This is a genomic window from Streptomyces sp. NPDC033180, from assembly GCF_055577645.1.
In genome coordinates this window covers 150,720-176,379 of sequence record NZ_JBVIPU010000009.1, presented here as the reverse complement: position 1 = coordinate 176,379, position 25,660 = coordinate 150,720, and the positions used below count along the sequence as shown (strand labels likewise).

The 25,660-nt window shown below is 70.1% G+C and carries 24 protein-coding genes and 1 pseudogene; 13 read left to right on the top strand and 12 right to left on the bottom strand.

The features are described 5' to 3' along the window. Positions 1-26: 26 nt before the first annotated feature. Genes egtD through egtA form a run of 4 tightly spaced genes read right to left on the bottom strand, consistent with a single transcriptional unit; the run spans position 27 to position 4,418 of the window. Positions 27-989: an L-histidine N(alpha)-methyltransferase gene (gene egtD / locus ACZ5WE_RS24315; RefSeq protein ID WP_467692130.1), complete on the bottom strand. Its 963-nt coding sequence runs from the start codon at positions 987-989 to the stop codon at positions 27-29. Further along, on the bottom strand, positions 986-1,741 hold the full coding sequence (egtC, locus tag ACZ5WE_RS24310; protein ID WP_467692128.1) for an ergothioneine biosynthesis protein EgtC: 756 nt from the start codon (positions 1,739-1,741) through the stop codon (positions 986-988). The genes egtD and egtC overlap by 4 nt, the downstream gene beginning before the upstream one ends. Further along, positions 1,741-3,069 (bottom strand): ergothioneine biosynthesis protein EgtB, encoded by a 1,329-nt coding sequence (gene egtB / locus ACZ5WE_RS24305; protein WP_467692126.1) that lies wholly within the window; start codon positions 3,067-3,069, stop codon positions 1,741-1,743. The genes egtC and egtB overlap by 1 nt, the downstream gene beginning before the upstream one ends. After that, positions 3,066-4,418 carry an ergothioneine biosynthesis glutamate--cysteine ligase EgtA gene (gene egtA, locus ACZ5WE_RS24300; RefSeq protein ID WP_467692124.1) on the bottom strand — a complete coding sequence of 451 codons (1,353 nt, stop codon included), beginning with the start codon at positions 4,416-4,418 and terminating at the stop codon, positions 3,066-3,068. The genes egtB and egtA overlap by 4 nt, the downstream gene beginning before the upstream one ends. A 249-nt stretch (positions 4,419-4,667) precedes the next feature. On the opposite strand from egtA, the gene ACZ5WE_RS24295 reads away from it, so the two are divergent. After that, positions 4,668-5,615 carry a TIGR02452 family protein gene (locus ACZ5WE_RS24295; RefSeq protein WP_467692122.1) on the top strand — a complete coding sequence of 316 codons (948 nt, stop codon included), beginning with the start codon at positions 4,668-4,670 and terminating at the stop codon, positions 5,613-5,615. On the opposite strand, the gene ACZ5WE_RS24290 is transcribed toward ACZ5WE_RS24295, so the two are convergent. After that, complete coding sequence (locus ACZ5WE_RS24290) at positions 5,600-6,031, bottom strand: type II toxin-antitoxin system PemK/MazF family toxin (protein WP_467692342.1); 432 nt, start codon at positions 6,029-6,031, stop codon at positions 5,600-5,602. The genes ACZ5WE_RS24295 and ACZ5WE_RS24290 overlap by 16 nt on opposite strands. Before the next feature lie 103 nt (positions 6,032-6,134). After that, complete coding sequence (locus ACZ5WE_RS24285) at positions 6,135-7,538, bottom strand: amidase (protein ID WP_467692120.1); 1,404 nt, start codon at positions 7,536-7,538, stop codon at positions 6,135-6,137. Between the two features lie 181 nt (positions 7,539-7,719). Here ACZ5WE_RS24285 and ACZ5WE_RS24280 point away from each other — a divergent pair, with 181 nt between their 5' ends. Beyond that, positions 7,720-8,772: a LacI family DNA-binding transcriptional regulator gene (locus tag ACZ5WE_RS24280; RefSeq protein WP_467692119.1), complete on the top strand. Its 1,053-nt coding sequence runs from the start codon at positions 7,720-7,722 to the stop codon at positions 8,770-8,772. Between the two features lie 54 nt (positions 8,773-8,826). Here the strand turns inward: ACZ5WE_RS24280 and trxA are convergent, their stop codons facing one another. Continuing rightward, positions 8,827-9,216 carry a thioredoxin gene (trxA, locus tag ACZ5WE_RS24275; RefSeq protein ID WP_467692117.1) on the bottom strand — a complete coding sequence of 130 codons (390 nt, stop codon included), beginning with the start codon at positions 9,214-9,216 and terminating at the stop codon, positions 8,827-8,829. Positions 9,217-9,359: 143 nt separating this feature from the next. Between trxA and ACZ5WE_RS24270 the strand changes: the two genes are divergently transcribed. Beyond that, on the top strand, positions 9,360-10,784 hold the full coding sequence (locus tag ACZ5WE_RS24270) for a dihydrolipoyl dehydrogenase family protein (RefSeq protein WP_467692115.1): 1,425 nt from the start codon (positions 9,360-9,362) through the stop codon (positions 10,782-10,784). 84 nt (positions 10,785-10,868) lie between these two features. Here ACZ5WE_RS24270 and ACZ5WE_RS24265 read toward each other — a convergent pair whose 3' ends face one another. Then, complete coding sequence (locus ACZ5WE_RS24265) at positions 10,869-12,860, bottom strand: heavy metal translocating P-type ATPase (RefSeq protein WP_467692114.1); 1,992 nt, start codon at positions 12,858-12,860, stop codon at positions 10,869-10,871. A 103-nt stretch (positions 12,861-12,963) separates the two neighbouring features. Here ACZ5WE_RS24265 and ACZ5WE_RS24260 point away from each other — a divergent pair, with 103 nt between their 5' ends. The 4 genes from ACZ5WE_RS24260 (at position 12,964) to crcB (ACZ5WE_RS24245) (ending at position 14,545) form a co-directional block, all read left to right on the top strand. Then, entirely contained in the window at positions 12,964-13,329 is a 366-nt protein-coding gene (locus ACZ5WE_RS24260; RefSeq protein ID WP_467692112.1) for an ArsR/SmtB family transcription factor, read from the top strand. Positions 13,330-13,431: 102 nt separating this feature from the next. Beyond that, positions 13,432-13,824, top strand: a complete 393-nt coding sequence (gene crcB, locus ACZ5WE_RS24255; protein WP_467692110.1) for a fluoride efflux transporter CrcB — start codon at positions 13,432-13,434, stop codon at positions 13,822-13,824. Next, positions 13,821-14,171, top strand: a complete 351-nt coding sequence (locus tag ACZ5WE_RS24250; protein ID WP_467692108.1) for a DUF190 domain-containing protein — start codon at positions 13,821-13,823, stop codon at positions 14,169-14,171. Before crcB (ACZ5WE_RS24255) ends, ACZ5WE_RS24250 begins: the two co-directional genes overlap by 4 nt. After that, on the top strand, positions 14,168-14,545 hold the full coding sequence (gene crcB / locus ACZ5WE_RS24245) for a fluoride efflux transporter CrcB (RefSeq protein ID WP_467692106.1): 378 nt from the start codon (positions 14,168-14,170) through the stop codon (positions 14,543-14,545). The genes ACZ5WE_RS24250 and crcB (ACZ5WE_RS24245) overlap by 4 nt, the downstream gene beginning before the upstream one ends. 30 nt (positions 14,546-14,575) lie before the next feature. Here the strand turns inward: crcB (ACZ5WE_RS24245) and ACZ5WE_RS24240 are convergent, their stop codons facing one another. After that, entirely contained in the window at positions 14,576-14,923 is a 348-nt protein-coding gene (locus ACZ5WE_RS24240; protein WP_467692105.1) for a tetratricopeptide repeat protein, read from the bottom strand. Between the two features lie 147 nt (positions 14,924-15,070). Between ACZ5WE_RS24240 and ACZ5WE_RS24235 the strand changes: the two genes are divergently transcribed. The 3 genes from ACZ5WE_RS24235 (at position 15,071) to ACZ5WE_RS24225 (ending at position 17,543) form a co-directional block, all read left to right on the top strand. Then, positions 15,071-16,036, top strand: coding sequence for a pirin family protein (locus ACZ5WE_RS24235; protein ID WP_467692103.1), 966 nt, complete (start codon positions 15,071-15,073; stop codon positions 16,034-16,036). 472 nt (positions 16,037-16,508) lie between these two features. Continuing rightward, complete coding sequence (locus tag ACZ5WE_RS24230) at positions 16,509-16,811, top strand: hypothetical protein (RefSeq protein WP_467692101.1); 303 nt, start codon at positions 16,509-16,511, stop codon at positions 16,809-16,811. Between the two features lie 258 nt (positions 16,812-17,069). Next, entirely contained in the window at positions 17,070-17,543 is a 474-nt protein-coding gene (locus ACZ5WE_RS24225) for a hypothetical protein (protein ID WP_467692100.1), read from the top strand. A 559-nt stretch (positions 17,544-18,102) separates the two neighbouring features. Here the strand turns inward: ACZ5WE_RS24225 and ACZ5WE_RS24220 are convergent. Further along, on the bottom strand, positions 18,103-18,453 hold the full coding sequence (locus tag ACZ5WE_RS24220; protein ID WP_467692098.1) for a winged helix-turn-helix domain-containing protein: 351 nt from the start codon (positions 18,451-18,453) through the stop codon (positions 18,103-18,105). A 158-nt stretch (positions 18,454-18,611) separates the two neighbouring features. Here ACZ5WE_RS24220 and ACZ5WE_RS24215 point away from each other — a divergent pair. The 3 genes and pseudogenes from ACZ5WE_RS24215 to ACZ5WE_RS24205 all read left to right on the top strand — a co-directional run. After that, positions 18,612-18,812, top strand: a pseudogene (locus ACZ5WE_RS24215) (DUF5655 domain-containing protein); the annotation flags it as partial. Between the two features lie 650 nt (positions 18,813-19,462). Next, complete coding sequence (locus ACZ5WE_RS24210) at positions 19,463-22,642, top strand: RHS repeat-associated core domain-containing protein (RefSeq protein ID WP_467692096.1); 3,180 nt, start codon at positions 19,463-19,465, stop codon at positions 22,640-22,642. Between the two features lie 661 nt (positions 22,643-23,303). After that, positions 23,304-23,948 (top strand): hypothetical protein, encoded by a 645-nt coding sequence (locus ACZ5WE_RS24205; RefSeq protein WP_467692094.1) that lies wholly within the window; start codon positions 23,304-23,306, stop codon positions 23,946-23,948. Positions 23,949-24,114: 166 nt separating this feature from the next. On the opposite strand, the gene ACZ5WE_RS24200 is transcribed toward ACZ5WE_RS24205, so the two are convergent. Together ACZ5WE_RS24200 and ACZ5WE_RS24195 are read right to left on the bottom strand one after the other, a co-directional pair. Continuing rightward, the gene (locus ACZ5WE_RS24200; RefSeq protein WP_467692092.1) at positions 24,115-25,143 is read right to left on the bottom strand and encodes an RNA polymerase subunit sigma-70; all 1,029 of its coding nucleotides are present in this window, start codon (positions 25,141-25,143) and stop codon (positions 24,115-24,117) included. Positions 25,144-25,267: 124 nt separating this feature from the next. Continuing rightward, entirely contained in the window at positions 25,268-25,636 is a 369-nt protein-coding gene (locus tag ACZ5WE_RS24195) for a VOC family protein (RefSeq protein ID WP_467692091.1), read from the bottom strand. Between the last annotated feature and the right edge of the window lie 24 nt (positions 25,637-25,660).

Genomic DNA, 25,660 nt, shown 5'->3' with positions numbered 1-25,660 from the left:
GGTCACGGGCCCCTCGCGCCGGCCCCCTACCGCGCCTCGCTCAGCGACAGCGCGAAGCGCGCCCGCTCGTCCGTCCACCAGTGGGTCAGCTTCAAGCCCGCCGACGCCAGTTCGGAACGTACGCCCTCCTCACGGAACTTCGCCGAGATCTCCGTCCGCATCTCCTCGTGGCGGTCGAAGTCGACCGCCAGGTCCAGTGCCGGGATCTTCACCGTCTGGACGGCCAGCGAGCGCAGGCGCATCTCGATCCACTCGTGCTCGCTGTCCCAGGCGGCCACGTGCGAGAACGCGTCGGGGTCGAAGTCCGCGCCGAGCTCGCGGTTGATGACGGTCAGGACGTTCTTGTTGAAGGAGGCCGTGACGCCCGCCCCGTCGTCGTACGCCGAGACGAGCACCGACTCCTCCTTCACCAGGTCCGTGCCGAGCAGCAGCGCGTCACCGGGGGAGAGCAGGGTGCGCACCGACGCCAGGAACGCCGAGCGCTCCGCGGGCAGCAGGTTGCCGATCGTGCCGCCCAGGAAGGCGACCAGACGCGGGCCCGGCGTGCCCGGCAGGGCGAGGCCGCGGGTGAAGTCGGCGATCAGGGCGTGCACGTTGAGGGAGGGGCGCGCGGCGATCAGGGCGTTCGCGGCGCCGGTGAGCGCACTCTCGCTCACGTCCACGGGGACGTACGTGTGCAGACCGGGAAGCGCGTCGATCAGGTGGCGGGTCTTCTCCGACGAGCCCGATCCCAGCTCGATCAGCGTGCGCGCGCCCGTCGCCCCGGCGATCTCCGCGGCGCGGGTCTGCAGGATCTCGCGCTCGGCGCGCGTCGGGTAGTACTCCGGGAGCGTGGTGATCTCGTCGAAGAGCGCGCTGCCCCGCGCGTCGTAGAACCACTTGGGCGGCAGCGTCTTGGGCGTGCGGGTGAGGCCGTGCAGGACGTCGGCGCGCAGAGCGGCGTCGGTGGCGTCGCGCGGCAGGGTGCGGGTCAGCTGGAACGGGCTCACGCGGTGGGCTCCTTGAGCGGGGTCAGCAGGACATCGGTACGGCTCGCGGCGAGCAGAGTGTGGTCGGGCACCTGTCGCCAGTGCGGATCGTCGTCGTAGGGCTCGGAGGCCACGACGGTGCGGCGGCCCGGCTCGGCGAGATACCAGAGGGTGTCGCCCCAGGCGGTCGCGGCGATCGTCTCGCCATTGGTGAGCAGGAGGTTGAGGCGCGACCCGGGGGCCGCCTCGGCGACCTCGACCACGGTGTCCGCGAGGGCCTGGCCCTCGTCGTCGCCACTGCGCAGCCGGTGCAGGACGAGCGCCCACACCAGCGCGGAGTCGCAGCGCGCCTCCATGGACAGGAGGTCGGCGGGCGGCAGGAGGCGGGACACCGCTGCGAGCGAGTGGGGCCAGCCGGTGACCGCGCCGTTGTGGCTGAACAGCCAGGTCCCTGCGGCGAACGGCGCCGCCGCGGCCTCACCGTCGGCGCCCGCCTCGGTCGCGTCGCGCACCGCGGCGAGCACGGCGCAGGAGCGGACGACACGGGCGAGGTCCGCGAAGGACTGGTCGCCCCAGATCGGCCCTGAGCGGCGGTAGCGCGCGGGCACCGGGTCGCCGTCGGCGTACCAGCCGACCCCGAAGCCGTCGGCGTTGACCGTGCCGTAGCGCTGCCGACGCGGCGCCCATGACTGGCGGAACAGGCTGTGCACAGGGTCCACGAGGAGCTTGCCGAGAGGCTCATCGGGGCCCAGGAACGCCAGATGACGGCACATCAGGAGGCCTCCGCCGGGTTCGCGTCGCGCGCGGTGCGGAACCCGGAGAAGATCTGCCGCCGGATCGGATGGTCCCAGTTGCGGAACGTGCCCCGGCACGCCACCTCGTCCACGGAGAACGCCCCGCCACGCAGGACCTTGTAGTCACCGCCGAAGAAGACGTCCGAGTACTCGCGGTAGGGGAAGGGGGCGAATCCCGGATAGGGCAGGAAGTCGCTTGCGGTCCACTCCCACACGTCACCGATCAACTGGCGTACGCCGAGCGGGGATTCGCCGGCCGGATAGCTGCCGGCGGGGGCCGGACGCAGATGGCGCTGGCCCAGGTTCGCGCGCTCGGGTGTGGGGTCCGCGTCGCCCCACGGGTAGCGCATCGAGCGGTCGGACGCCGGGTCGTGCCGGGCGGCCTTCTCCCACTCCTCCTCGCTGGGCAGCCGCCGCCCCGCCCACCGGGCGTAAGCGTCCGCCTCGTACCAACTGACGTGCAGGACCGGCTCGTCGGGCGGCACGGCCTCGACCGTACCGAAGTGGCGGCGCAGCCACTGGCCGCCCTCGCGGCGCCAGAACAGCGGTGCCGAGAGTCCGTTGCCGCGGACCATGTCCCAGCCCGCGGGGGCCCACCACCGCTGCTCCTCATAGCCGCCGTCGGTGATGAAGCGCTGGTAGTCGGCGTTGGTCACCGGTGTCGTGTCGATGAAGAACGGCGGCACGAGGCGGTGGTGCGCCGGACGTTCGTTGTCCAGGGCCCACGGCTCGGTGGAGGTGCCCATGGTGAACGGGCCGCCCGGTACGAGGACTTCGGCCGGTCCGCGGAACGGCTCCGCGGGACCGGGGTCCGGCGCCGTCAGCGCCGTGGGGCCCGAGCGCAGCTGATGGGTGATCAGCATCGTCTCGTCGTGCTGCTGTTCGTGCTGCGCGATCATGCCGAACGCGAAGCCCGCGTCGGTCAGCGGCGAACCGCGAAACGGTGTGCTCTCCAGGACGTCGAGAGCGCGCCCTCGGACATCGGCCGCGTAACGGCGGGCCTCGGCGGGCGCGAGCAGCGGCAGGCTCGGCCGCTCGGAGCGCGGGTGCTCGAAGGCGTCGTACAAGCCGTCGATCTCGGGTCGCATGGCGTCGCGGCCCGCCACCGCCCGCAGCAGCCACATCTCCTCCTGGTTGCCGATGTGCGCCAGGTCCCAGACCAGGGGCGACATCAACGGCGAGTGCTGTGCGGTCAGTTCGGGTTCCTCGACGCACGTGGTGAGGAGCGAGGTGCGGTCCCTGGCGGCGAGCAGCGCCGCCAGGGCACGCCGGCGAAGCGCATCGGGGTCGCTGACGGTTCCGGTCATCGGAGGATGCCCTTCTCGTGCTCGTGGTCGTAGTGGTGGCCGTCCAGGTGCCCGTCGAGCAGGTCGTCCGCCGGGCAGCGGCCCCGCGCGACATACCGCTCGGCGTACGCGGCGACGGCTTCCCGCACCTGGGCGCTCGCGCCCATCCGGGGCAGCGCGTCGGCCGCCGCCGCGAAGCACGCGGCCGCGGCCTCGCGCAGCTCCGGGTCGGTGAGCCCGTGCCGCGCCGCGTCCAGCCAGAGCGGGCTGCGCGGCGCCGCGGGTGCGCCGGGCGGGCACGCGCGCTCGGCCAGCGGCTTCACCGTGCGATAGGCGGTCTCGGCGGCCTGTGGGTCGTCGAAAAGCGCGCTCGTCACGGCGAGCGGCACGATCCAGCCGCTGTGGCCCGGCTGGGCGTCGACCATCCGCAGCTCCAGGTGGCCGCGTGGTCGTACGGGCGGGAAGAGGGTGGTCAGGTGGTAGTCGAGGTCGTCGCGGGTCGGAGGGCGTGGCCCGCCCGAGCGGGCCCAGGTGCGGAAGGTGAGCCCTTCCGGGACGGCCCACGGGGTGCCGTTCCGGTCGTCCTCGCCGCCCTCGCCCCTGAGGTCTCTGATGAACATCACGGGTGCGTCGAGCGCGTGCCGCGTCCAGGCCGCGCGCGGTTCCGCGTCCATCGACGGGGCGCCGGACGTGCCCGGGTCGATCGACGCCCACACGGCCTGCCGCGTGGAGCGCCAGCCGGTGGAACGGCCGTCCTGGACCGGCGAGTTGGCGAACGCGGCGACCAGCACGGGGCCAAGGAGATGCGCGAGCCGCCACCGCCGTCCGTAGCCGAGCGGGCCCGGCTCCTCGTGCCCCGCGTCCAGGCAGATCTGCACGGATGCCGTGGAGCACATCATGCGGCGGCCCGCGGGCCCCGTGCGGTCGAGATAGCGCTCCATCGCGTCATAGCGCGGCCGGTGCAGGATGCGGGACGGCGGGCGCCAGGGATCGGCCCCGAGACCGGTGAGCGTCAGATCCAGGGTGGCGAGGCGGTCACGTACGAGGGAGAGATCGGCCGATACGGCGGATACGCACTCCATGAGCGAGGCGGCGGGGAGCGAGCTGAGCTCCAGCTGGCCGCCTGGTTCGACGGTGATCAGGGAGTGCAGGGGCAGGGCCCGCAGTGCGGCGTAGGCCGCTTCGAGGCGGGCGGGGGACACGGGCAGATGGAGCCGGTTCGGCTCGTGGATCAGCCATTCCAGTTCGACACCGGTGACGCGGGGTGGCCCGGTCTTGAAGCAGATGCCGGTGACCAGCGCCTCCGCTTCGGACTCGGATACCGCGGTGCCGTACTTCGCGCGGTACGTCGTACAGTCGCCCTCGGGCATGCAGGGGTCCTCCTGTTCAAGTTCTGCCTGGTCCAGCGGTTGTGGACCACCCGGTCAACTCGATTGGGTGCCGACTGAGTTGGCAGCGCTCGTCCCACCCAAGACCAGGTCGGCCATTCGCACAAGAGTGCCCCTGGGGTCGAGTCGATGCCAGGGAATTCTGTTGCGGCGGGCGACGGGAAGAGCTCACCATGCGTTCATGTGTGAGACGGGGGACAGGGCAGCGGAGGTCGGGTCGGGGGAGCGAGCATGAGTGCGCGACTGCGTGGCATCGCGCAGCAGACCGAGGAAATCGTGGCAGCAGGGCGGTACGCCGCTCCGGGTGGCCGCGAGGTGGTGATCGCGGATGCGGTGGACGCCGCGCGCTCCGGCACGCGGATGTTCGGTCCGGCGGCCCTGGACGTGCCGCCCGTGACTCCCGTGACGCCGCCCGAGCTGATCCCCACGGTAGTCGAGGTCACCGGAGAGAGCAGCTTGGAGGCCACTCGCCGCCTGACGGCCGCGGAAGGGGGCCCTGTGGCCGCCTTGAACTTCTCCTCCGCGCGCAATCCCGGCGGCGGCTATCTGAACGGCGCCCAGGCGCAGGAGGAGGCCCTGTGCCGGGCCTCGGCTCTGTACACGTGCGTGCGCGCGGCCCGGGAGTTCTACGACCACCACCGCGCCCACCGCGACCCCTTCTACAGCGACCGGGTGATCCACTCCCCGGCCGTGCCGGTCTTCCGCGACGACCGGGGGCAGCTCCTCGACGAGGCGTACACGGTCGGCTTCCTGACGTCCGCGGCGCCGAACGCGGGCGTCGTGCTGCGGCAGGCCCCCGAGCGTGCGAAGGACCTTCCGTCCGCCCTGGCCCGGCGAGCGGACCGGGTCCTGGAGACGGCCGTGGCCTGCGGGTACCGGCGACTCGTGCTCGGGGCGTGGGGCTGCGGGGTCTTCCAGAACGACCCGGCGCGGGTGGCGGACGCGTTCCGGGTGCTCATCGACGAAGGCGGCCGGTTCCACGGGTACTTCGAGCACATCGTGTTCGGGGTGCTCGACCGTACGCGCGGCGCGGTGACGCGGGCCGCCTTCGAGGAGACGTTCGGCGCGGGGTTCAAGGGCCCCGTAAGGGGCGCGGGGAGCTGCGCGACCGCGACCAGCCCCCACCGGCCCGCAGGTTCATCACTACGAGTGCGGCGAAGCGTTCAGCGCCAGCCGTAGCGCTCCTGCAACCGCCGTACGACCAGGTTGAACCGCATCCGGTCGAGCGCGCACGCCTCGCGTCGCATGCCCGCGTCGTGCACCCGAAGCACCCGGTCGATGTCCACCCACGACTCGCGCCCCTCCCGGTCCCAGGGCCCGCTGCCGATCGGCACCCACTCCCTGTCGTTCGCATGCTGCTTGCTGGAGAGCTGCACCGCGAGCAGCGTGCCGCGCGCCTCGCGGGCCACGACCAGGACGGGGCGGTCCTTGCCGCGCCCGTCGTTCTCCTCGTAGGGCACCCACGTCCAGACGATCTCGCCCGGGTCGGGATCGCCGTCGTGGGCCGGGGCGTACGTCGTCTGAACCTGGCCGACCTCGCGGGGCTCGGCCTCGGTGGTCGCGGTGCGGCCTGTGCGGCCCGGGTGGGCGGACATCTGCGGGTCATCGGTATTGGCAGTCACGCGGGCCACCGTAGAACCTGTCCGCCCCAACCCGCGGGGCGGGTCCGCCCGATGGACCGCAGGCTGCCCGCACCGCTCAGGCGGCTTCGGGCCACTGCTCGTACCAGCGCTGGTCCGCCTCCAGTTGTGCGGCAAGGGAGATCAGCAGCGGTTCGCTGCCCGCCGGCCCCAGCAGCTGCGCGCCGACCGGAAGGCCGCCGTCCGCCTTGCCCGCGGGCACGTTGACGCCGGGCCAGCCAAGGACGTTCCACGTCCACGCGTAGGGGCAGGCGGCGATCATGGCCTGGTCGGTGCGCCAGCCGCTGAGGGCGGCCATGGTGCCGATACGGGGCGGGGGAGTGGCGGTGGTGGGCGTGAGGACGACGTCGTACGTCGAGAAGATCGCACCCACACGGCGGTGCAGGGCGGCCTCGGCGCGGCGGGCGAGACGCAGCGGGGCGCCGCCGAGCACGCGTCCCAGGCGGGCCGCCTCCTTGGTCCGGGGGTCGAGCAGCTGCGCGTCGGGAATCTCGCGGGCCCAGTCGGTGATGCCCGCCGTGGCGCGCGGCACGAAGTCCAGACCGATCTGGCCGTAGCGCGGGTCGGCCTCCTCCACGTCGTGGCCGAGCGCGGCGAGCCGGTCAGCCAGGACGATGACCTTCCGGCGCACCACGGGATGCAGCCGCTTGGGGGTCGCGGTGAACGGCATGCGCAGGGAGAGGGCGATCCGCAGCCGCCCCGGCTCGCGCCTCGCCGCGTCCGTGGCGCTGATGGCGGGCGGTTTGTGCAGGTCACCGCTGTGGTTGCCGCTCGCCGCGTCGAGCAGCAGGGCCGCGTCGGCGACGGTCCTCGCGAGCGGGCCGTTGACGGTGATGCCGTTGAACGCCTCGGGCCAGGGCCACGTCGATATGCGGCCGCGCTGCGGCTTGATCCCGACGAGATGGGTCCAGGCGGCGGGGATGCGCACCGAGCCCGCGCCGTCCGAGCCGAGCGCGGCGGGGACGAGGCCCGCGGCGATCGCGGCCGCCGAGCCGCCCGACGAACCGCCGGGGGTGTGGCCGGTGTGCCAGGGGTTGCGGGTGTCACCGAAGCCGGGCCCCTCCGTGAAGGGCCACTGCCCCAGCTCGCAGGTGTTTGTCTTGCCGACGATCACGGCGCCGGCCGCACGCAGGCGGCGTACCGACTCCGCGTCCTCCTGCTTCGGCGGGAAGTCGCCCCGGCAGCCGAACGCGGTCGGCTCGCCCGCTATGTCGGTGTCGTCCTTCACGGCGAGCGGCACGCCGAGCAGCGGACGCCCCGCCCCGCCGGCCGCCAACTCCCGGTCCGCGGCGTCCGCTTCGACGAGCGCGGCCTCAGCCCGCACCAGCTTGAAGGCGTTGAGCATGGGCTGCGAGGCCTCGATCCGCGCCAGCGTCCGCTCCGTGAGCGCGCGTGCGGACACTTCCCCGTCGGCCAGCGCGCGAGCGGTCCGCGCGAGGCCATCGGCACGGTCGACTGTCATGTGGGGGCACCTTTGATCGACGGGCAGGTGCACGCACGCTAACCGGCGCGGCCGGAACGCGGTACGTGTGCAGGGCAGTTCACGCCGCGCACGGCAGCCGGCCGGTCCGATGCGCGGGCCGTGGCCGCTCCGACGCCCGCCTGAGAGCGCTTCCGCGCCGTCTGGAAAGATGAGCCTTGTCATGGCGCAGATACCGAACAAGACCCCACAGCAGCAGGCGCAGCAGTCCGCGCAGTACTCCGTGCCGACCAGCGCCGACGTTGCACGCCTCGCGGGAGTCTCGCGCGCGACCGTCTCGTACGTCCTGAACAACACGAGCGCCGTCCGCATCAGCGAGCCCACCCGCCGCCGCGTGCACGAGGCCGCCAAGGAACTGGGGTACGTCCCGCACGCCGCGGCCCGCAGCCTGCGCGCGGGGCACACCCGTGTGGTCCTGATGCCCACGCCGCAGATCCCGGCGGGCCCGCTCTTCAGCGAGTTCTTCAACGAGCTGCAGTGGGCGCTGAGCAGGTTCGACTACACCGTCGTGCAGTACGGCAGCCTCGGCCTGACCGGCGAGGAGGCGGCCCGGGCCTGGGCCGAGCTGCGCCCGGTCGCGGTACTCGCCCCCGCCGCCTCGGGGCTCGGCGCGCGCGGTGTGAACGTCCTGAAGCGCTCGGGCGCCAAGGCCGTCTTCACGATCGGCCCGCAGCGGGCCGAGGGCGCCCACGCCCTGCTGATGGACCAGCGCCTCGTGGGGCAGTGCGCCGCCACCCACCTCCTGGAGCGCGGCAGCCGGCACATCGGCGTCGTGATCCCCGAGGAGCGGGGCCTTCGGCCTTTCGCGTGCCCGCGCGCCGAAGGCGTCCGCCGCACCCTCGCAGAGCACGGCACGGACGCCACGACGACCGAGCTGCCCCTGGCGTACGACGAGGAGTCCGCGGCCCGGCTCGCGGCGCGCTGGCGCTCGCTGGGGGTCGACGGGGTGTTCACGTACAACGACGAGTACGCGATGCTGCTGATGCGGGCGCTGCAGGACGAAGGCATCGCCGTCCCCGAGGAGACGGCGATGATCGGCGCCGACGACTTGATGCTCGGCAGACTCCTGCGGCCGCGCCTCAGCACGGTCCGCATCGATCTGCCGTCGGGCCAGAAACTCGCGGAGCTCGTCGACCGGGTCGTGCGTGACCCGGGCATGGAGCCCGAGGTGCACGACGTGCTCGGTGTGACGGCGGTGCGCCGCGAGTCCAGCTGACCCTGCTGCTGGTGGGAGCTGCTCTGCTTGTGGGCTCTGCCTGTGGGGGCTTCCTTACTGCTCCTGCGCCTGGGCCTTGGCCTGCTCCTCGGCGACGGACTGGCGGACCTCGTCCATGTCCAGCTTCCTTGCCTGCCCGATGACGTCCTCCAGGGCGGCCTCCGGCAGGGCGCCGGGCTGCGCGAAGACGGCCACCTGATCGCGGACGATCATCAGCGTCGGGATCGACTGGATGCCGAAGGCCTGAGCGAGCTCGGGCTGCGCCTCCGTGTCCACCTTGCCGAAGATCATGTCGGGATTGGCCTCGGCGGCCTTCTCGTAGACGGGCGCGAACGACCGGCACGGACCGCACCACTCCGCCCAGAAGTCGATCAGGACGAATTCGTTGTCCGTGACCGTCTGGTCGAAGTTTTCCTTGGTGAGCTCCACAGTCGTGCTGCTCATGGTGTTTCCCTCTTCCTGCTGTCGGTCGAAGCCGCTGTGCACAACGGCCCGGGCGGCAGACGTATTCCACGCGCTCACCCGTGCTCGCTGTCGCGCGCGTACCCATGTGGCCACGTCGCACACCTGCGACCACACTGGCTTCCATGACGGATTCGAAGACGTACGACGTAGTGGTCCTCGGTGCGGGTCCCGTGGGGGAGAACGTCGCGGACCGGGCCCGTGCGGGCGGCCTGAGCGTGGCGATCGTGGAGAGCGAACTCGTCGGGGGCGAATGTTCGTACTGGGCGTGCATGCCGAGCAAGGCGCTGCTGCGCCCGGTCATCGCCCGCGCGGACGCCCGCAAGGTCCCCGGACTGCGCCAGTCGGTGCAGGGTTCTCTCGACGCGGCGGCGGTCCTCGCGCACCGGGACGACTACACCTCGCACTGGAAGGACGACGGCCAGGTCGGCTGGCTGGACTCGATCGGCGTCGACCTCCACCGCGGCCACGGCCGCATCGCCGGAACACGTCAGGTGAGTGTCACGGGCTCCGACGGGACCGAGCAGGCCCTCACCGCCCGCCACGCCGTGGCTGTGTGCACCGGCACCCGCGCCGCGCTGCCCGACCTGCCGGGCCTGGCCGATGTGAGGCCGTGGACGAGCCGGGAGGCCACGAGCGCGGATCATGCGCCCGGTCGCCTCGCGGTGGTCGGCGGCGGCGTCGTCGCCGTGGAGATGGCCACGGCATGGCAGGCGCTCGGCTCGCAGGTCACGCTGCTGGTGCGCGGTGACGGGCTGCTGCCGCGCATGGAGCCGTTCGCCGGGGAGCTGGTCACCACGGCGCTCACGGAGGCGGGCGCGGACGTCCGCACCGGCGTCTCCGTCACGGCCGTGCGCAGGGAGAACGGCACGGTCACCGCGACCCTGAGCAGCGGCGACGGCCTGGAGACGGACGAGATCCTGTTCGCCACGGGCCGCGCACCGCGCACGGACGACCTGGGCCTCGATTCGATCGGCATGGACCCCGGCTCCTGGCTGCCGGTCGACGAGAGCCTGCGGGTGCAGGGCAGCGACTGGCTCTACGCGGTGGGCGACGCCAACCACCGCGCGCTCCTCACCCACCAGGGGAAGTACCAGGCCCGCGTCGCGGGCGCCGCGATCACCGCCCGCGCCCAGGGCGTCCCCCTCCTGGAGACGGACACCTGGGGCGCGCACTCGGCCACCGCCGACCATGCGGCCGTACCGCAGGTGGTCTTCACCGACCCCGAGGTGGCATCCGCGGGTCTGACCCTCGCGGAGGCGGAATCCGCGGGCCGCCGCGTGCGTGCAGTGGACTACGACATGGCGGGCGTGGCGGGCGCGGGGCTCTACGCGGACGGCTACGAAGGCCGTGCACGCATGATCGTCGACCTCGATCGCGAGATCCTGCTCGGCGTGACCTTCGTGGGCCCCGGCGTCGGCGAACTCATCCACTCGGCGACGGTGGCGATCGCGGGAGAGGTGCCGATCGACCGACTGTGGCACGCGGTCCCGGCTTACCCGACGATCAGTGAGGTGTGGCTGCGGCTGCTGGAGACGTATCGGGGATAGCCCACGCGGCGCTCGCACCGCCCGATCCGGAGCCCGTCACTCACGGTGTCCCCCTGGGGGGTGACACCGTGATCCACACCGGGCTCACTCACCCGCGTCCCGCCACGCCCCCTCCCGCAGCAGCCGAAGGCCGTTGAGCCCCACGATCACGGTGGAGCCCTCGTGGCCGAGTACGCCGAGGGGGAGCGGCAGGCTGCCGACGAGATCCCAGGTGACCAGTGCGGCGATGAACGTTCCGGCGATCACCAGGTTCTGGACAACGAGCCCGCGGGCACGCCGGGACAGTGCGATCACCCTTGGCACGGTGGCGAGTTCATCCCGCACGATGACGGCGTCGGCGGTCTCCAGGGCGAGGTCGGAACCGGCCCGGCCCATCGCGATGCCGGTGTGGGCCGCGGCGAGGGCGGGGGCGTCGTTCACGCCGTCGCCGATGACCAGGACCTTGCGTCCCGCGTCCGCCGCCTCACGAACCGCCGCGACCTTGTCCTGCGGGAGCAACCCGGCCCGTACGTCATCGATGCCGGCCTCCGCCGCGAGCCGGGCGGCAGCCTGCGCGTTGTCACCGGTGAGCAGCATCGGAGCGGTCCCGGTGAGGGATTCCAGGGCGGTGACGGTCGGCGCCGCGTCCGGGCGCAGGCGGTCGGAGATGCCGAGCACGCCCACGGGGGCTCCGTCGCGCAGGACGAGCACGGCGGTCCGGCCTTCCTCGCCCAACTTCCGTGCGCGAGCGAGTACTTCGATGTCCGCCGCCTTGGCGGGCTCGCCCGTCGGGCCGGTTTCGAGCAGCCGTGCCGGAGCGCCCACCCGGACGGTCGCACCCTCGACCGTGGCGCTCACCCCGACCCCCGGCACCGAGGCGAAGTCCGCCACCGTCGGGACGGTGAGGCCGCGGGCGCGCGCCGCGCTCACGACGGCGCGACCCAGGGGATGTTCGCTGCGGTGCTCGGCCGCCGCCGCGAGCGCGAGGAGGGCGTCGTCGGTCAGGGTGCTGCCGGGGAGCGCGTGGACAGCGGTCACCCGGGGCGTCCCCTCGGTCAGGGTGCCCGTCTTGTCGAGGGCGACCGCGTCGACCTGACCCAGACGCTCCATCACGACGGCCGACTTGACCAGGACGCCGTGCCGCCCCGCGTTCGCGATCGCCGACAGCAGCGGCGGCATCGTGGCGAGGACCACCGCGCACGGCGAAGCCACGATCATGAAGGTCATCGCCCGCAGCAGTGCCCCGGTCAGGTCGTCGCCGAGCGCAAGCGGCACGGCGAACACGGCGAGCGTGGCGACGACCATGCCGAGCGAGTAGCGCTGCTCCACCTTCTCGATGAACAGCTGCGTCGGCGCCTTGGTCTCCGACGCCTCCTCCACCATCGCCACGATCCGCGCGATCACCGAGTCCGACGCGTCACGCCCGACCCGCACCCGCAGTGCCCCCGCCCCGTTCAGCGTGCCCGCGAACACCTCGTCCCCGGCCTCCTTGGTGACCGGCAGCGGCTCCCCGGTGATCGTCGCCTGGTCGACGTCACTGGCGCCGTCGAGTACCTCGCCGTCCGCGCCGACCCGCTCACCGGGCCGTACGAGGATGATGTCGTCGACCTTCAACTCGGCGGCGTCGACGGCCACTTCACCGCCCCCGGCGGTCACTCGTGCGGCCGTGGCGGGCGCGAGGTCGAGCAGGCTGCGCACCGAGTCGGCGGTACGCGCGGTGGCAAGGGCCTCCAGGGTGCCAGAGGTGGCGAAGATGATGATGAGCAGGGCCCCGTCCATCACCTGCCCGATCGAGGCCGCCCCGAGGGCCGCGACGATCATCAGCAGGTCCACGTCCAGGGTCTTTCGGCGCAGCGCGCGCAGTCCCGCGAGCGCCGGCTCCCAGCCACCGGCGACGTACGCGACGGCAAACAGCGGGCCCCACAGCCATGCGGCGCCCCCGATCACCTCGAGCGGCAGCGCGACCAGGAACGCGACCGTGGCCGCCGCCGCCCAGCGGGCCTCGGCGAGCGCGAGGACGCGGGTGCGGCGGCGTGGAACCCCCGCAGGTCCGGCGGGAGTTCCCCGGTCGGAGCGGTGGAGCAGGGCAGTGGGCATGGCGAAGTAACCCTTCACGGGCTGGGGAACGGCAACGCCCACACCGTACAGGAACGAATGAACAGCTTTTCATGTGTGCATGTGTCATCGATAGGATGGCGCCATGGGCCACGGAGTCGACGACAAACGCACCGCCACCACGCGCGAACGCCTGGACGCCGTGGGGGCCGCCGACGTTGCCGCCACCCTCCAAGCCCTGGCGACGCCCTCACGGCTGCTGATCCTCGCCCGTCTGCAGGAGGGACCCTGCGCGGCCGGCGAGCTGGCCGAGGCCGTCGGCATGGAGCAGTCGGCCTGCTCCCACCAGTTGCGCCTGCTGCGCAACCTCGGCCTGATCACCGGCGAACGGCACGGCCGCTCCGTCATCTACGCCCTCTACGACCACCACGTCGCCGAACTCCTCGACCAGGCGCTCTTCCACGTCGAGCACCTGCGCCTCGGTCTGCGGGACACACCGCGGGGCGGCTAGCCTGAGAGTGATCTTCGATGAGAATCTCTTGATTCCGCATGGGTGAGGCCCGCGCAGGCGGAATCCGCACAGGTGAGGTCCGCACAGGTGAGGGAGTACGGCGTGTGGCCCGTGGTGGCGGTCGTGGCCGTCGGCGGTGCGATCGGCGCGTCCGCCCGCTACGGCGCGTCCCTGATCTGGCCGACCGCCCCCGACACCTTCCCCACGACGACGCTCCTGGTGAACGTCATCGGGTGCGCGGTCATGGGTGTCTTCATGGTGGTCCTCACCGAAACGCGGACGCCGCACCGCCTGCTGCGGCCCTTCTTCGGCACCGGTGTGCTCGGCGGCTTCACCACCTTCTCCACCTACGCGGTGGACATCGAGCGCCTGGTGGAGGGCGGCCACGCCGGCACGGGCCTGGCGTATCTCGGACTGACGCTGCTCGCGGCCCTCGCGGCAGTGTGGAGCGCGGCGTGGGCGACGCGCCGCGTCGTGGCGTGGAGGCGACCATGACCAGACTGACGGGTACGGCCCTGCGTGTGACGGTCTTCGTCGGCGAGGCCGACATCTGGCACCACAAGCCGGTCTACTCGGAGATCGTCCACCGCGCCCGCGAGGCGGGCCTCGCGGGCGCCGGCGTCTTCCGGGGCATCGAGGGATTCGGCGCCTCGTCGCTCATCCACACGCAGCGGCTCCTCTCGCTGAGCGAGGACCTGCCCGTCGCGGTCGTGATCGTGGACGACGAGGACAAGATTCGCGCGTTCCTGCCGCAGCTCGACGAACTGGTCACCGAGGGACTCGTGATCCTCGACGACTGCGAGGTCATCCGGTACGTGGGCCGGGGCGGGGCCGACCGGTGACCTGGCTCTGCGTGGTGGCAGGGGCGATGATCGGCGCCCCGCTGCGGTTCCTCACCGACCGTGCCGTGCAGGCCGGGCACGACTCGGTCTTCCCTTGGGGCACGTTCGCGGTCAACGTGGCGGGCAGCCTGGTCCTCGGCGTGCTCACCGGCGCGACCATCGCGGGCGCGGCCTCCTCCCACACCCAGCTCTTCCTCGGCACCGGCCTCTGCGGCGCCCTGACGACGTACTCGACCTTCTCGTACGAGACGCTGCGGCTCTCCGAGGGCGGGGCCAGGTTCTACGCGGCGGTCAATGTCGTGGCGAGTGTGGTCGCGGCGCTCGGCGCGGTCTTCGTGGGCGTCGCGGTGGGGGAGGCGGTGTGGGGGAGTTGAGGCACCCCAGGGATTGCCTCGGTCCCGGGCTCAGGCCTCGGCGAAGTCCCCCGAGAGGGCCGCGGCCACCCGCAGGTGCCGGGCCGCGTCGGCGTCCCGTCCCTGCCGCTCGAGCGTGCGGCCGAGGAGCAGCCGCGCGTACTGCTCGACGGGGTCGAGCTCGATGACCGTACGCAACTCGCTTTCCGCGCGCCGCAGTTGGGCCGAGTGGTAGTAGGCGCGGGCCAGCAGCAGACGCGGGGCGACCTGCTCCGGCACCTCGTCGGCCAGGGTGCCGAGGATGCGCGCCGCCGTGGCGTACTCCTTGGCGTCGAAGAACTGCCGCGCGCGCTCCCAGCGCTCCGTCGCGGTTCCGTGGTCGTAGTACGTCGTGTCCACTGTTGCCTCCTTCGAGCCGTCCAACGACCACGGGTGGTCAAGAATTCCACTAAGAGGGCGCCGGAGGGCGGGCGCCGGGACGACGGGTCCGGAATGACCGGGGCGCGTGCCTGACGGCAGATGCCCAGCGGGTCTAGGTTGTGCGGCATGAGCAATCTTGATCGCGAGGCGGTCCCGTCCCTGTGCGGCGGTCGAGGGTTCGTCGTCGCCGAACCGGTCCGGGAACTCCTCAGCCCCCGCAAGGTCAAGCTCGGCGAGTCCACCGAGGTCCGCCGCCTGCTGCCCAACCTGGGCCGCCGCATGGTCGGCGCCTGGTGCTTCGTGGACCACTACGGCCCGGACGACATCGCGGACGAGCCCGGCATGCAGGTGGGCCCCCACCCGCACATGGGCCTGCAGACGGTGAGCTGGCTGCACGAGGGCGAGGTACTGCACCGCGACTCCACGGGCAGCCTCCAGACGATCCGTCCCCGCGAGCTGGGCCTGATGACCTCGGGCCGGGCGATCTCGCACTCCGAGGAAAGCCCCAGGAAGCACGCCCGCCTCCTGCACGGCGCCCAGCTGTGGGTGGCGCTGCCCGACGTCCACCGCGACGCCGACCCGCGCTTCGAGCACCACGCGGAGCTGCCCCTGGTCACGGCCCCCGGCCTGACGGCGACGCTCATCCTGGGCACGGTCGACGGCACCACGTCACCCGGCACGACCTACACCCCGATCGTCGGCGCCGACCTCACCCTGACCCGCGACGCGGACGTACGCCTGCCACTGGACCCCGACTTCGAGTACGCGGTCCTCAGCATGTCCGGTGAGACCCGGGTGGACGGCGTCCCCGTCCTGCCCGGCTCGATGCTGTATCTGGGCTGCGGCCGCACCGAACTGCCGCTGCACGCCGAGTCGGACGCGGGCCTGATGCTCCTCGGCGGCGAGCCGTTCAACGAGGAACTGATCATGTGGTGGAACTTCATCGGGCGGTCCAACGAGGACATCGCGCAGGCCCGTTCGGACTGGATGGACAGCTCGCGCTTCGGTGAGGTGAAGGGCTATGCCGGTGACCGCATCCCCGCGCCGGACCTGCCGCCCGTGCCGCTGAAACCGCGGGGGCGGGTGCGCTGAGCTGGGCAAATGTCTGACCGGCTCGAAATTCGAGCAGTGCTTGGCTCAGGATGGCGATTAGGGGCCGCGATGTAGCGCAGCCCTTGGATCCGGATGCTGCAGAGGGGCTTCACAGTCCATGGTGTGCTCTTCTGTGGCAGAGCTTGGCAGACCTGATGCCGACCTTTCTGACTGCCCGTCAGATTGGTTGGCGTGCAGGTTGGACGCACCTAGCTGTCCCTGCCGGCGATGAACCGCCGACCTGAAGAGTGTCTGACCGTTGAACAGCCGGTTCCTTCATCTTCCGTACCTCGTGTCCTGTGGCGGTGGACCTTGCGGAACGCGATCTCTGAGTGAATGCCAGATCTGGCCGCGTACGTGTCAAGTAGGCATGCAAACTCTTCACACTTCCCACGCCGGCTGCACGACGCAAGGTGGCATGGTTGATCGACTGACGGGCCGGACACTCCGCGTCCGCGTTGGGGGGACATTCATGCGTACTCGTACCGCTGCAGCTTCGGCCGCTTTGATCCTGTGCACGGTGATGGGCTCGGCGGCCTGCTCGTCGCCCTCGGACGGCAACCCATCTTCGGGTGCCTCGACCTCGGACGAACAGGGCAAGAGCCAGCGTCAGGCGAACAGGGTTGCCCCCGACGCCGATCCCTCGGCCTGCGCGACTTCCAGCGAGGAGATCCCGGAAGGCTGCGCGGTCGACATGGATGTAGACGAGATGGACGAGGCGACTCCGGCCACGGAGCCGCCTGCCACCGATACGTGGGTACCCCCGACGAACTGACTGCGCCCACGGCGGGCTGCCTGGCTCGACGGGGGAGCGTCGAAGTTCGTCGGCGGGGCTGAGAGCGCCGTAGGCGAGCCTCCGCGCCTCCCGTCTTCACGAAATCCCCCACACCTTTCACGTACTCGTTCGATTATGATCACGGCGCGTTCATAATTGGTTGAAGACCTCAACTACGAGGTCAGGGGTGGGGGGTGGGGGCACAGATACATGAGCACGAAGACGCGTTTGAAGAGTGCTGTTCTGGGCGGCGCAGTGATGCTTGCACTGTCCGCGATCGTCGCGTTCCCGGCACAGGCTGACGACCAGCCGCCCACGGAACTCGTCAAGGTGGAGATGCCGGCGGATCTGGAAATCGTGGAGGCAACTCCTGCGACAGCGGCAACCCCGGCGCCCGACTCTGCGGCTGCCTCCAAGGCTCCGAGCCGCCCCTGCCTGGTAGTGACCTCCACGTACGGATCGACCGGCTGTTTCCAGCCCTACGGCGACCTCATCTGGTCGCAGGACACTGCGTCGGACGGCCTCTCGTCCGTCACGGTTGTCCACACCGACTACGGACGCCCGGCCTACGGCTGCGTGAACAGCAGCAAGGCCGGCAGCTGGGGCTACTGCAACAAGGACTACAAGGAGAAGGGCAACGTGTGGCTTGAGGTCTTGCGTTACGACAGCAAGACCAAGGACTGGTACCAGCCCATTGCCAAGTCCAGCAAGATCCCCGTAGACGGCCAGTAGAGCTCAAGGGCATCTTGCGGATGTCATGCTGCCGTGGAGGCCCTTGGGGGGTCCGGGGTCTCCACGCTGCCCTCGCCGGGCTTGCTCCACAGTAGAGGACATGCGGGCGCGTGCGGCCCCCTCGGCCGTCGGCCTCGTTCCGCTTCGGCATCGCGCAGTCGGGCCGTGCACTTGCCGCATCGCTGGCCTTCGTAGAGCAAGGCGAAGGGAGTCGAAGCGGGTCCGGGCAGAGCCGGGATTGAGCTGGTCTCGCCGACCGGTCCTGTCCGCGGCGATGGTGGCCCTAAACGCTCTCCGTGCGGCTATCGCATGGAGGTACCAGGGGCACTCTCTGTGGGTCATGACCGCCGAACTGGGCTGCTCCCGACCGCCTCAGCGGTGCCCGACGCGATCCGTTGTTCAACGGGCCCGAAGTTGCACGCAGGTGTCCCGCGCGAGGCGGCGCGGCAGAGCTGCTGTGGCGACTCGACTGTGTACACCGACACTGGTTGCCGATAGGCGGGGCTCCTGCGCGTCGGCCAGCGAAGGAGCCATCGAGATCGCGGACTGCCAGCGAGCTCTACGTTGCCTCTTCCTGGTCAAGGCGCTGCATGAGATGTGTAATTCGGGACAGCGCTGCCTGTGCTTGATCGAGTGTGTCCTGGAGGTTGCTCACGTCCGTCCGCAGAGCTTTGCGGACGTCTACCGGCGGCAAAGCGGTCACGAAGGTGCCTTTGCCTTGGGTGGTTTCGATCAACCCTTCCTCTCGTAGCACCGCGTGCGCGCCGCGAATCGTGTTCAGCCCGTCAACCTGGTACTCGGCCATCAGGTTGGCGATGGGCGGCAGAGCGGTCCCGACCGGGAACTCTCCCTCGCCGAGTCGCCTGCGGAGGTCGTCGGCGATCTCTCGGTATCGCGGTGTCTTCGCCATACTCAACACACTAGGAGGTCTAGAGGTCTTAGGCAAGCGGCTTTCCACCGGAAGGAGGGCTTCCGTGCTTCAAGCCCTCGGCTGGGGAATCTGATGGCCCGGCTGGAAGTATCCAGTAACTGCTCGGCGTTGTTGCTCTCTCAGCCGAAGAGGGGGAGGTGTCGGGCCTGAAGCTGTTTCGCACGGACGCGACGAATGGCGGCATGACCGAGGTCATGCCGCGTCGGGCCGAAGCCGAGGCCGATGTACAGGGTCTCGTCGAGGCAGACATGGAGACCCTGCTGGGCGTTCGATTCCTGGCGAGCGAGGACGGCACTGGGCCGATCCACGGGGGCCGGATCGATGCGCCAGGATTGGACGCCGTCTGGTAGTCCGCAACGGCTGCCACCCGCCCCGAGGGCAGACCCGGCCGGTACGTGTGCCTGATCGCCTTCGTTCTCCACGTCAGTCATGGGGACACTGCCGCGCCCGGATCTTGGCCGTCGTGCTGCGAAGTTTCCGGTTCCCTGAGGGGTCATCCCGCTGCCTGGCAGCGCTCGGTGGCACCGGGAGAGTGTGCAAGGGGCCGGACTGCCGGGGTCCGGTCGTTTCCGGTCACTTTCCGGACGGCAACGGTTCCGCAGGGTGCAACAGAAGAGGGATTGTGAAGTGGTTCAGGCCCGTCCGTAGATATTTGTCTGCCCTGAGGGGAGGGGCTTGTTCCGCCATGTGTGGCATGGGTGTTCGGGGGAACGGGCGGGTGACTTGTGGTGATGGCGTGTCAGGTTGTGTGCCTCTCGTGACCGTTGGGGTCTGCGGGATGTGACTTCCTGTGGGGGAAGCCTTGATGCATCGCACTTGGGGTGCGCGCCTTTCGCGCGCCCGGAAAAGATCAACTCTGGCGTCGGCGGCCATACTTGCCTCCGGGGCCCTGACACTGTCCCTGCTACCGGCTGCGGGGATCGCAGCAGCGGCGGATGATCCAGGTTCGGCGTGGGGCAAGGACGCTCCCTCGTTCACGACGCTGCCGGTGAAGGTCGGTTCGAACGACCCAGTAGCACCGCAGGCCGAGCGCACGCCCTCCGACGAGGTCGCCGCCTGGAGGGCCGAGCAGAAGAAGCGGGCACAGGGCGACGGCAGCACCGGCCGTTCGGGTCGCGCGGCGCCCAGCGATTACGTGCCGGAGGGGCAGGGCGATGTGCCCTGGCACAAGATCAGCAACTTCGCGATAACCGACGCGTTGACGGCCCGGGTCGACTACTCGACCGGCAACCTGATGCTGACCGCGACCGACTTCCAGATCGCCGGTGTAGGCCAGTCTCTGAGCCTGTCGCGCACCTACAACTCCTTGGACGCCCCGTGGGGGAAGGTGTCCCAAAGGTGGTGGCAGCAGTACGAGCGCTACCTCCAGGTCCTGGACGACGAGGTGGTGCTGTACGACGCCTCGGGCAACAGCCTGCGCTTCACCAAGAAGGCTGATGGCACCTTCACCACCCCCAAGGGCTACTCGAAGGAACTGAAGAAGAACGCGGACGGCACCTACACGGTCACCAACTGGAAGTCCTCATCCAAGGACACCTACAACGCTGATGGCACGCTGACCAAGGTCACCGACAAGAACAAGGGCACCATCACCGTCACCCAGCACGACGAGGGCGGGCAGAACAAGGGCTTCAAGCTGACCGAGACCCGCTCGAACCGGTGGATCGACCTGGTCAGGACCGACGCCTCGCAGTGGCAGGCCAAGGACAGCGCGGGCCGCACCGCCGTCTTCGACCTCGACCCGGCCGGGAACCTGCACAAGACCACGAACGCCGAGGGCAAGACCACCACATTCGACTACGACTCCTCCCGCCGCCTGACAAAGATCACCACGGCGGAGGGCCGAGTCACCGTCTTCACCTACGATGCGGCGAACCGTGTCACGTCCATGCTGCGCGCCACGGAGTTCAACGGCTCCGGCCACACGGGGCCGACGTGGACGTATGAGTACGACGCCGCCTCGCCGACGGCGGCGGGCACGACCAAGGTCACCGACCCCGAACAGCACGCCACCAGCTACCAGCACGACGGTGACGGAGAAGTGGAGAAGGTCACCGACGCCCTCAAGCACTCCCGCTCGACGAAGTTCGACGCGAACCACAACGTCGACACGTCCACGGACGCGATGGGCTCGGGCAGCACGCCCGGCAACGTGACCGACTACGGGTTCAGCACCCGCAACAACCTGGAAAGTGCTGCGTCGCCGACGGGCGGGAAGGCGGTCACGAGCTGGCAGACGATCGCCGGCGGGGACGTGCCGAAGGATTCCACCAACGCGGACGGTGAGAAGACCAAGTACGGCTACGACACCGCGGGCAACACCAAGTCGGTGGCTCAGGAGGGCACCGGTGGCGGCAGCGTCTCCTACACCTACAACCCGGCCACTCCCAACTGCGGTGGTTTCGAGGGCCAGCGGTGTGCGGCCGAGACGAAAATGTCGGCGTCCAAGACGGTGAAAACGTCCTTCACCTACGATGACAAGGGCAACCTGACCAAGGTGAGCCCGCCGGGGCCGCTGGGGGAGACGACCTACACGTACGACAGCCTGGGCCGCACCGAAACTCTCACCGACGGCCGCGGCATCAAGAAGGTGTTCGCCTACGACCACCTGGACCGCATCAAGACCGTCTCCACCACCAACGACACGGTCCGCTACTTCTACGACGACGACGGCAACCTCCGCCAGCGCGACGACAACACGGGCACGGTCAAGTACCAGTTCGACCCGCTGCAGCGCGAGACCGTCCGCACCCTGCAGGACGGCTCCCAGACCCTGTTGGCCTACACCCCGGCCGGCAACGTCGACTTCTACCAGGACCCGGCCGGCAAGGTCGACTACACCTGGAACGAGGTGAACAAACTCAAGAACCTCAAGGACCCGCAGGGCCGGGTGACGGAGTACAAGTACAACAACAATGACGTCCGCACGGAGACCGCCTACCCCGGCGGCACGGTGCAGAAGGTCGACGTAGACAAGTCCAGCCGCCCCGAAAAGATCAGGGCAACGTCCAGCAAGGGCACGCTGGTCGACCTCGCCTACACCTACGGCTACGGGACCGGCGCCAAGACGGACGGCGACAAGATCCGCACCAAGACCGACGCGGTGACCGGGTTGAAGACGACCTACAGCTATGACGGGGCTGGACGCTTCTCCTACGCGGCGGAGAACAAGGGCTCCACGCTGAACGAGTCCTGGCAGTACTGCTACGACCTGGCCGGCAACCTCACCAGCCAGGGCACGGAGAAGGGCTGCCCCCGCGGCACCACTTACACCGTGAACGACGCGCAGCAGATCACCGCGAAAAACGGCTCGTCCACGAACTGGTCCTACGACAAGCAGGGCCACGAGACTGCGGCGGCCCCGACGCCGGAAGGCACCCGCACGGGTGAGAAGTGGTCGGATCACAGCCAGCTGACCTCGCTGACGGTGGGCGGCAAGACCTACGAGGGCCAGTACGGCTCGACCGACCAGAGCGAGCGCATCAAGCTGGGCGACACGTTCTTCCACAACGGCCCGATCGGCCTGTCGGCCACGTCAACTGCCGGTGTGGGCACAGGCTTTAACCGGGAACCGGGGGGCACACTCAACTCCATGACCCGTGACGGGAAGGCGTACTTCTACCTCACCGACGCTCTCGGCTCGGTCGTCGCCACCGCCGACGAATCCGGCGCCAAGGTCAACTCCTATTCCTACAGCCCCCGCGGGGTCACACGCTCCGTCAGCACCGAGAAGGCCAGCCAGCCCTACCGGTTCGCCGGCGGCTATCAGGACGTCACCGGCATGTACCACTTCGCGGCCCGCTACTACGACCCCAACATCGGTCGCTTCAACAGCCCCGACCCCTCCGGCCAGGAACAGAACCCCTACCTGTACGCCGAAGGCGACCCCGTAAACCGCATCGACCCCAATGGTCTGCTCAGTCTCGGGGGAATCGTTGACGGCCTCGGTAAGGCTGTCGATGCCTACGACGTTGCCCAAATCGGTAAGGATATCGCGAAGGGTGACGTGCCAGCAGTTTCAGCAGGCATCGCCAGCTTCACCGCGGGGTTTGTAGTCGGCACAGCGTGCACGGCGGCAAGTGGTGGAGTTGGACTGGCTTCCGGAGCTGCCTGCCTGTGGGCCGGATACGCTGCAGGGGAGATAGTGAACACCGTGCTTGAGCCCTGATAACGGTGATCGCGGGGCAGGAACTCACCACGTTCCTGCCCCGCAGTCCATCAACGGAGGAACGAAGATGCCCAGGGAAACCAAGAAGAACTCACTATCGAGCGGAGAGTACCGGAAAGCGTGGAGAAATCTTGCCCTCGCATTTGTCCTGCTTTATTTCTTGATCGGTGCGAGCTCGATGGCTACTGGTAGCTCGACGGGGAGCGCCTGGCTTCGCCCTCTCGGCCTCATTGCTCCGGCACTTGGTATGGCATTTGTGATTCGCAGCAGGCGCCCCAGAGCATAACTTGGTGAGACGGAGTTCTCGCCTCATAATTTGGAGTACTGCGTACCCGCGAGCCGGTTCATGTGGCAACAGACTGACGAGGCGGGTGCGCTGACCCGACCTGTTCGGCGCGGATCTCGGTTTCTCGTCGAACGGCTGTGGCGCCGGGGCCGGATGACGCCGAAGGGCCCGGCGACTTGATGCGCTGAGGGGTGACATAGCGTATCGGGCATGTCCATGCCCCCGTCACCGCCCGGTGGCTTCGGCGCTGCCCCGCCCCCGTACGGCCAGCCGCCCCAACCGCCCCCCTTTCATCCGCCGTTCCCACAGCAGGGGCAGCCGTACGGGCCTCCCCAGCCCTATGCCACGGGGCCTGCTCCTTGGGGAGCCCCGCCCATGGCTCCGCCGCCTCGTCGTAGCACCGGCAAGGTGCTGGCCGTGGTCGGGGTCGGTGTGGGGGCGCTGGTGGTGGTGATCGCCGGGTTCGCGGTGTTCGGCGGCGCCGGGTTCCCGGAGGCGAAGTACCGCCTGCGGGTGCCCGCCGAGCTGGCCGGGGGAACGTTCAAGCTTGGCGCGGACCTCTCGGACACCTCGGGACGGCAGATCGTGGAGGACAACCGGAACCGCAGCAATGTCCGCAACCCGACGGCTGTCGTGGGCAGTTACACGGGACAGGGCGAGCAGGACGGCAGCAGGCTCGTGGTGTCCGGCATGTACGGGCAGTTCAGGGACCCGGCGTTGGCGAGGGACCACATGATGGACGGCGCTGCCGAAGCCGAGGGCGCCACGGTCGCCGTCCCCGCCCACGACGTCACCCCCGAAGGCTCGGGCATGACGCTGCGGTGCCAGGTGCTGACCTCCGAACAGGGCGGGGCATCGAGCAACGTTCCGATGTGCGCGTGGAACGACGACAACACGGGAGCGGCGGTGGGTCTGATCACCGACGAGAACGTGGACCAGAATCCCAAGGACGTCGACCTGGACCAGGTCGCGCGGACGACACTGAAGGTACGCGAGGACATGCGCGAGCCCATCAGCTGAGGCACGTTGCCCGGGTGGGCGGGGGTCGGGCAGCGCCACCGTCGTCCGGTCGCACGGCCCCCCGCTGCTACGCATGCCTACCCTCGCCGTGCGACGTCGGGTGCTCCGCGGTGCGCGACCGCCGCGTCGCGCTCGCTACCGCGCGGCGTGAGTGTCCGCGCCGGGATCACTCCGTGCCGTCAGCCGGCAGGCGCTCCGGCAGCCCGAGCCGCGGGAACCGGTCGTCGTGGAACGTGATGATCTCGGTGATCGCCCTGCCGGTGACGCGTAGGACATCGATCGTCAGCGGCAGGTACGCGCCGTCCTGCTGCTGCCAGAGGTAGAAGGCGATGGCGGGTTGCCGGTTCACCGAGGTGGGGACGGCGCGCAGGCCCTTCAAGCCCACGAAGCCGCTCTCGACCCAGTCGTTCACCACCGCGTCGCGGCCGACGTAGAGGCCCGGCGTGGGCGGCATCGAGCAGCGGACGTCGTCCCGCAGCAGTGCGGCGAGCCCGTCGATGTCCGTGGCCACACTGGCGTCGGTATAGCGGCGCACCATCTCGCGCGTCCCGGTGTCCTGTTCGCCGCCGGTCCAGTCCTGCCGCTCGGTGGGCAGGTGCTCCCGCACGCCGGTGCGGGCCCGCTGCAGCGCGCTGTTCACGGAGTTGACGGAGTCGCCCAGGAGCTCCGCGACGTTCTTCGCCGGCCAGCCGAGTACATCCCGAAGGATCAGTACGGCTCGCGGGCGCGGCGCGAGGTGCTGGACTGCGACCAGGTACGCCAGCTCGATCGTCTCCCGCGCGACGGCGACGGTCTCCGGCTCGTCCGCGTCGCCCGCGGGCAGCTCGTCGAGCAGCCGGTCCGGGTAGGGCTGCAGCCACAGCACCTCGCCGCCGGTCGCAGGCTCCGGGCGGCACTTGGCGACCAGGTCCAGGCAGGCGTTGGTGGCGATCCGGTACAGCCAGGCCCGGAACGTCGACCGCCCCTCGAAGGTCTCCCGCCGCCGCCAGGCACGCAGGAACGTCTCCTGCACGGTGTCCTCGGCGTCCTCGAACGACCCGAGCATCCGGTAGCAGTGCACGTGCAGCTCCCGCCGGTGCCGCTCCGCCAGCCCCGAGAACGCCGGTTCGTCGAGTTCGCCGAGCCCGCTCACGTCCAGACCGCTCACGTCCAGACCGCTCACGCCCACCTTCTCCGGCCGCATGTCCGCACTCATCACGTCATCCTCCGCCTCGTCGTGTCCCGTCGTACGTGTGACGGGTGAGGGCGCGAAAACTCATCACTGGGCTCGGTCGGCCCGGTGTGCGCGCGGGGCGAAGGAGGATGATCCGCAGCGCCGATCAGGCGCGGTCGTGGAGAGTGACGTGGTACCCGTCGGGGTCGGTGAAGGTGAAGGTCCGGCCGAAGGGGCCGTCGATCGGTGCGGAGACGATGGTGTGACCGTCGGCGGCGAGAGCATCGTGGATGGCCTGGACGTCTGTGGCGTGGAGCCAGATCGCGGCGCCGATGCCGGGCTGGGCGACGGATGCGAGATCGGTGCCGGGAACGACGTCGCGGAGTGCGAACGCGATCGGCTTCGTCTCGAAGACGACGGCGTGCGGAGGTCCGGCCTGCGAGCGGACGAGGCCGAGGTACTGCTCGTAGAACGCCTGCGAAGCGTCGCGGTCGCGCGCCTGGAGCGAGATGAAGTCGGGGCCGGTGACGGGCATGATGATGCTCCTTCTCTTCGTGTC

Bases quoted from the DNA above. Each gene is read 5' to 3' on its own strand.
- egtC (WP_467692128.1), bottom strand. From the start codon at position 1,741: ATGTGCCGTCATCTGGCGTTCCTGGGCCCCGATGAGCCTCTCGGCAAG.
- egtB (WP_467692126.1), bottom strand. From the start codon at position 3,069: ATGACCGGAACCGTCAGCGACCCCGATGCGCTTCGCCGGCGTGCCCTG.
- egtA (WP_467692124.1), bottom strand. From the start codon at position 4,418: ATGCCCGAGGGCGACTGTACGACGTACCGCGCGAAGTACGGCACCGCG.
- ACZ5WE_RS24295 (WP_467692122.1), top strand. From the start codon at position 4,668: ATGAGTGCGCGACTGCGTGGCATCGCGCAGCAGACCGAGGAAATCGTG.
- ACZ5WE_RS24290 (WP_467692342.1), bottom strand. From the start codon at position 6,031: ATGTCCGCCCACCCGGGCCGCACAGGCCGCACCGCGACCACCGAGGCC.
- ACZ5WE_RS24285 (WP_467692120.1), bottom strand. From the start codon at position 7,538: ATGACAGTCGACCGTGCCGATGGCCTCGCGCGGACCGCTCGCGCGCTG.
- ACZ5WE_RS24280 (WP_467692119.1), top strand. From the start codon at position 7,720: ATGGCGCAGATACCGAACAAGACCCCACAGCAGCAGGCGCAGCAGTCC.
- trxA (WP_467692117.1), bottom strand. From the start codon at position 9,216: ATGAGCAGCACGACTGTGGAGCTCACCAAGGAAAACTTCGACCAGACG.
- ACZ5WE_RS24270 (WP_467692115.1), top strand. From the start codon at position 9,360: ATGACGGATTCGAAGACGTACGACGTAGTGGTCCTCGGTGCGGGTCCC.
- ACZ5WE_RS24265 (WP_467692114.1), bottom strand. From the start codon at position 12,860: ATGCCCACTGCCCTGCTCCACCGCTCCGACCGGGGAACTCCCGCCGGA.
- ACZ5WE_RS24260 (WP_467692112.1), top strand. From the start codon at position 12,964: ATGGGCCACGGAGTCGACGACAAACGCACCGCCACCACGCGCGAACGC.
- ACZ5WE_RS24250 (WP_467692108.1), top strand. From the start codon at position 13,821: ATGACCAGACTGACGGGTACGGCCCTGCGTGTGACGGTCTTCGTCGGC.
- ACZ5WE_RS24235 (WP_467692103.1), top strand. From the start codon at position 15,071: ATGAGCAATCTTGATCGCGAGGCGGTCCCGTCCCTGTGCGGCGGTCGA.
- ACZ5WE_RS24230 (WP_467692101.1), top strand. From the start codon at position 16,509: ATGCGTACTCGTACCGCTGCAGCTTCGGCCGCTTTGATCCTGTGCACG.
- ACZ5WE_RS24225 (WP_467692100.1), top strand. From the start codon at position 17,070: ATGCTTGCACTGTCCGCGATCGTCGCGTTCCCGGCACAGGCTGACGAC.
- ACZ5WE_RS24220 (WP_467692098.1), bottom strand. From the start codon at position 18,453: ATGGCGAAGACACCGCGATACCGAGAGATCGCCGACGACCTCCGCAGG.
- ACZ5WE_RS24205 (WP_467692094.1), top strand. From the start codon at position 23,304: ATGGCTCCGCCGCCTCGTCGTAGCACCGGCAAGGTGCTGGCCGTGGTC.
- ACZ5WE_RS24200 (WP_467692092.1), bottom strand. From the start codon at position 25,143: ATGAGTGCGGACATGCGGCCGGAGAAGGTGGGCGTGAGCGGTCTGGAC.
- ACZ5WE_RS24195 (WP_467692091.1), bottom strand. From the start codon at position 25,636: ATGCCCGTCACCGGCCCCGACTTCATCTCGCTCCAGGCGCGCGACCGC.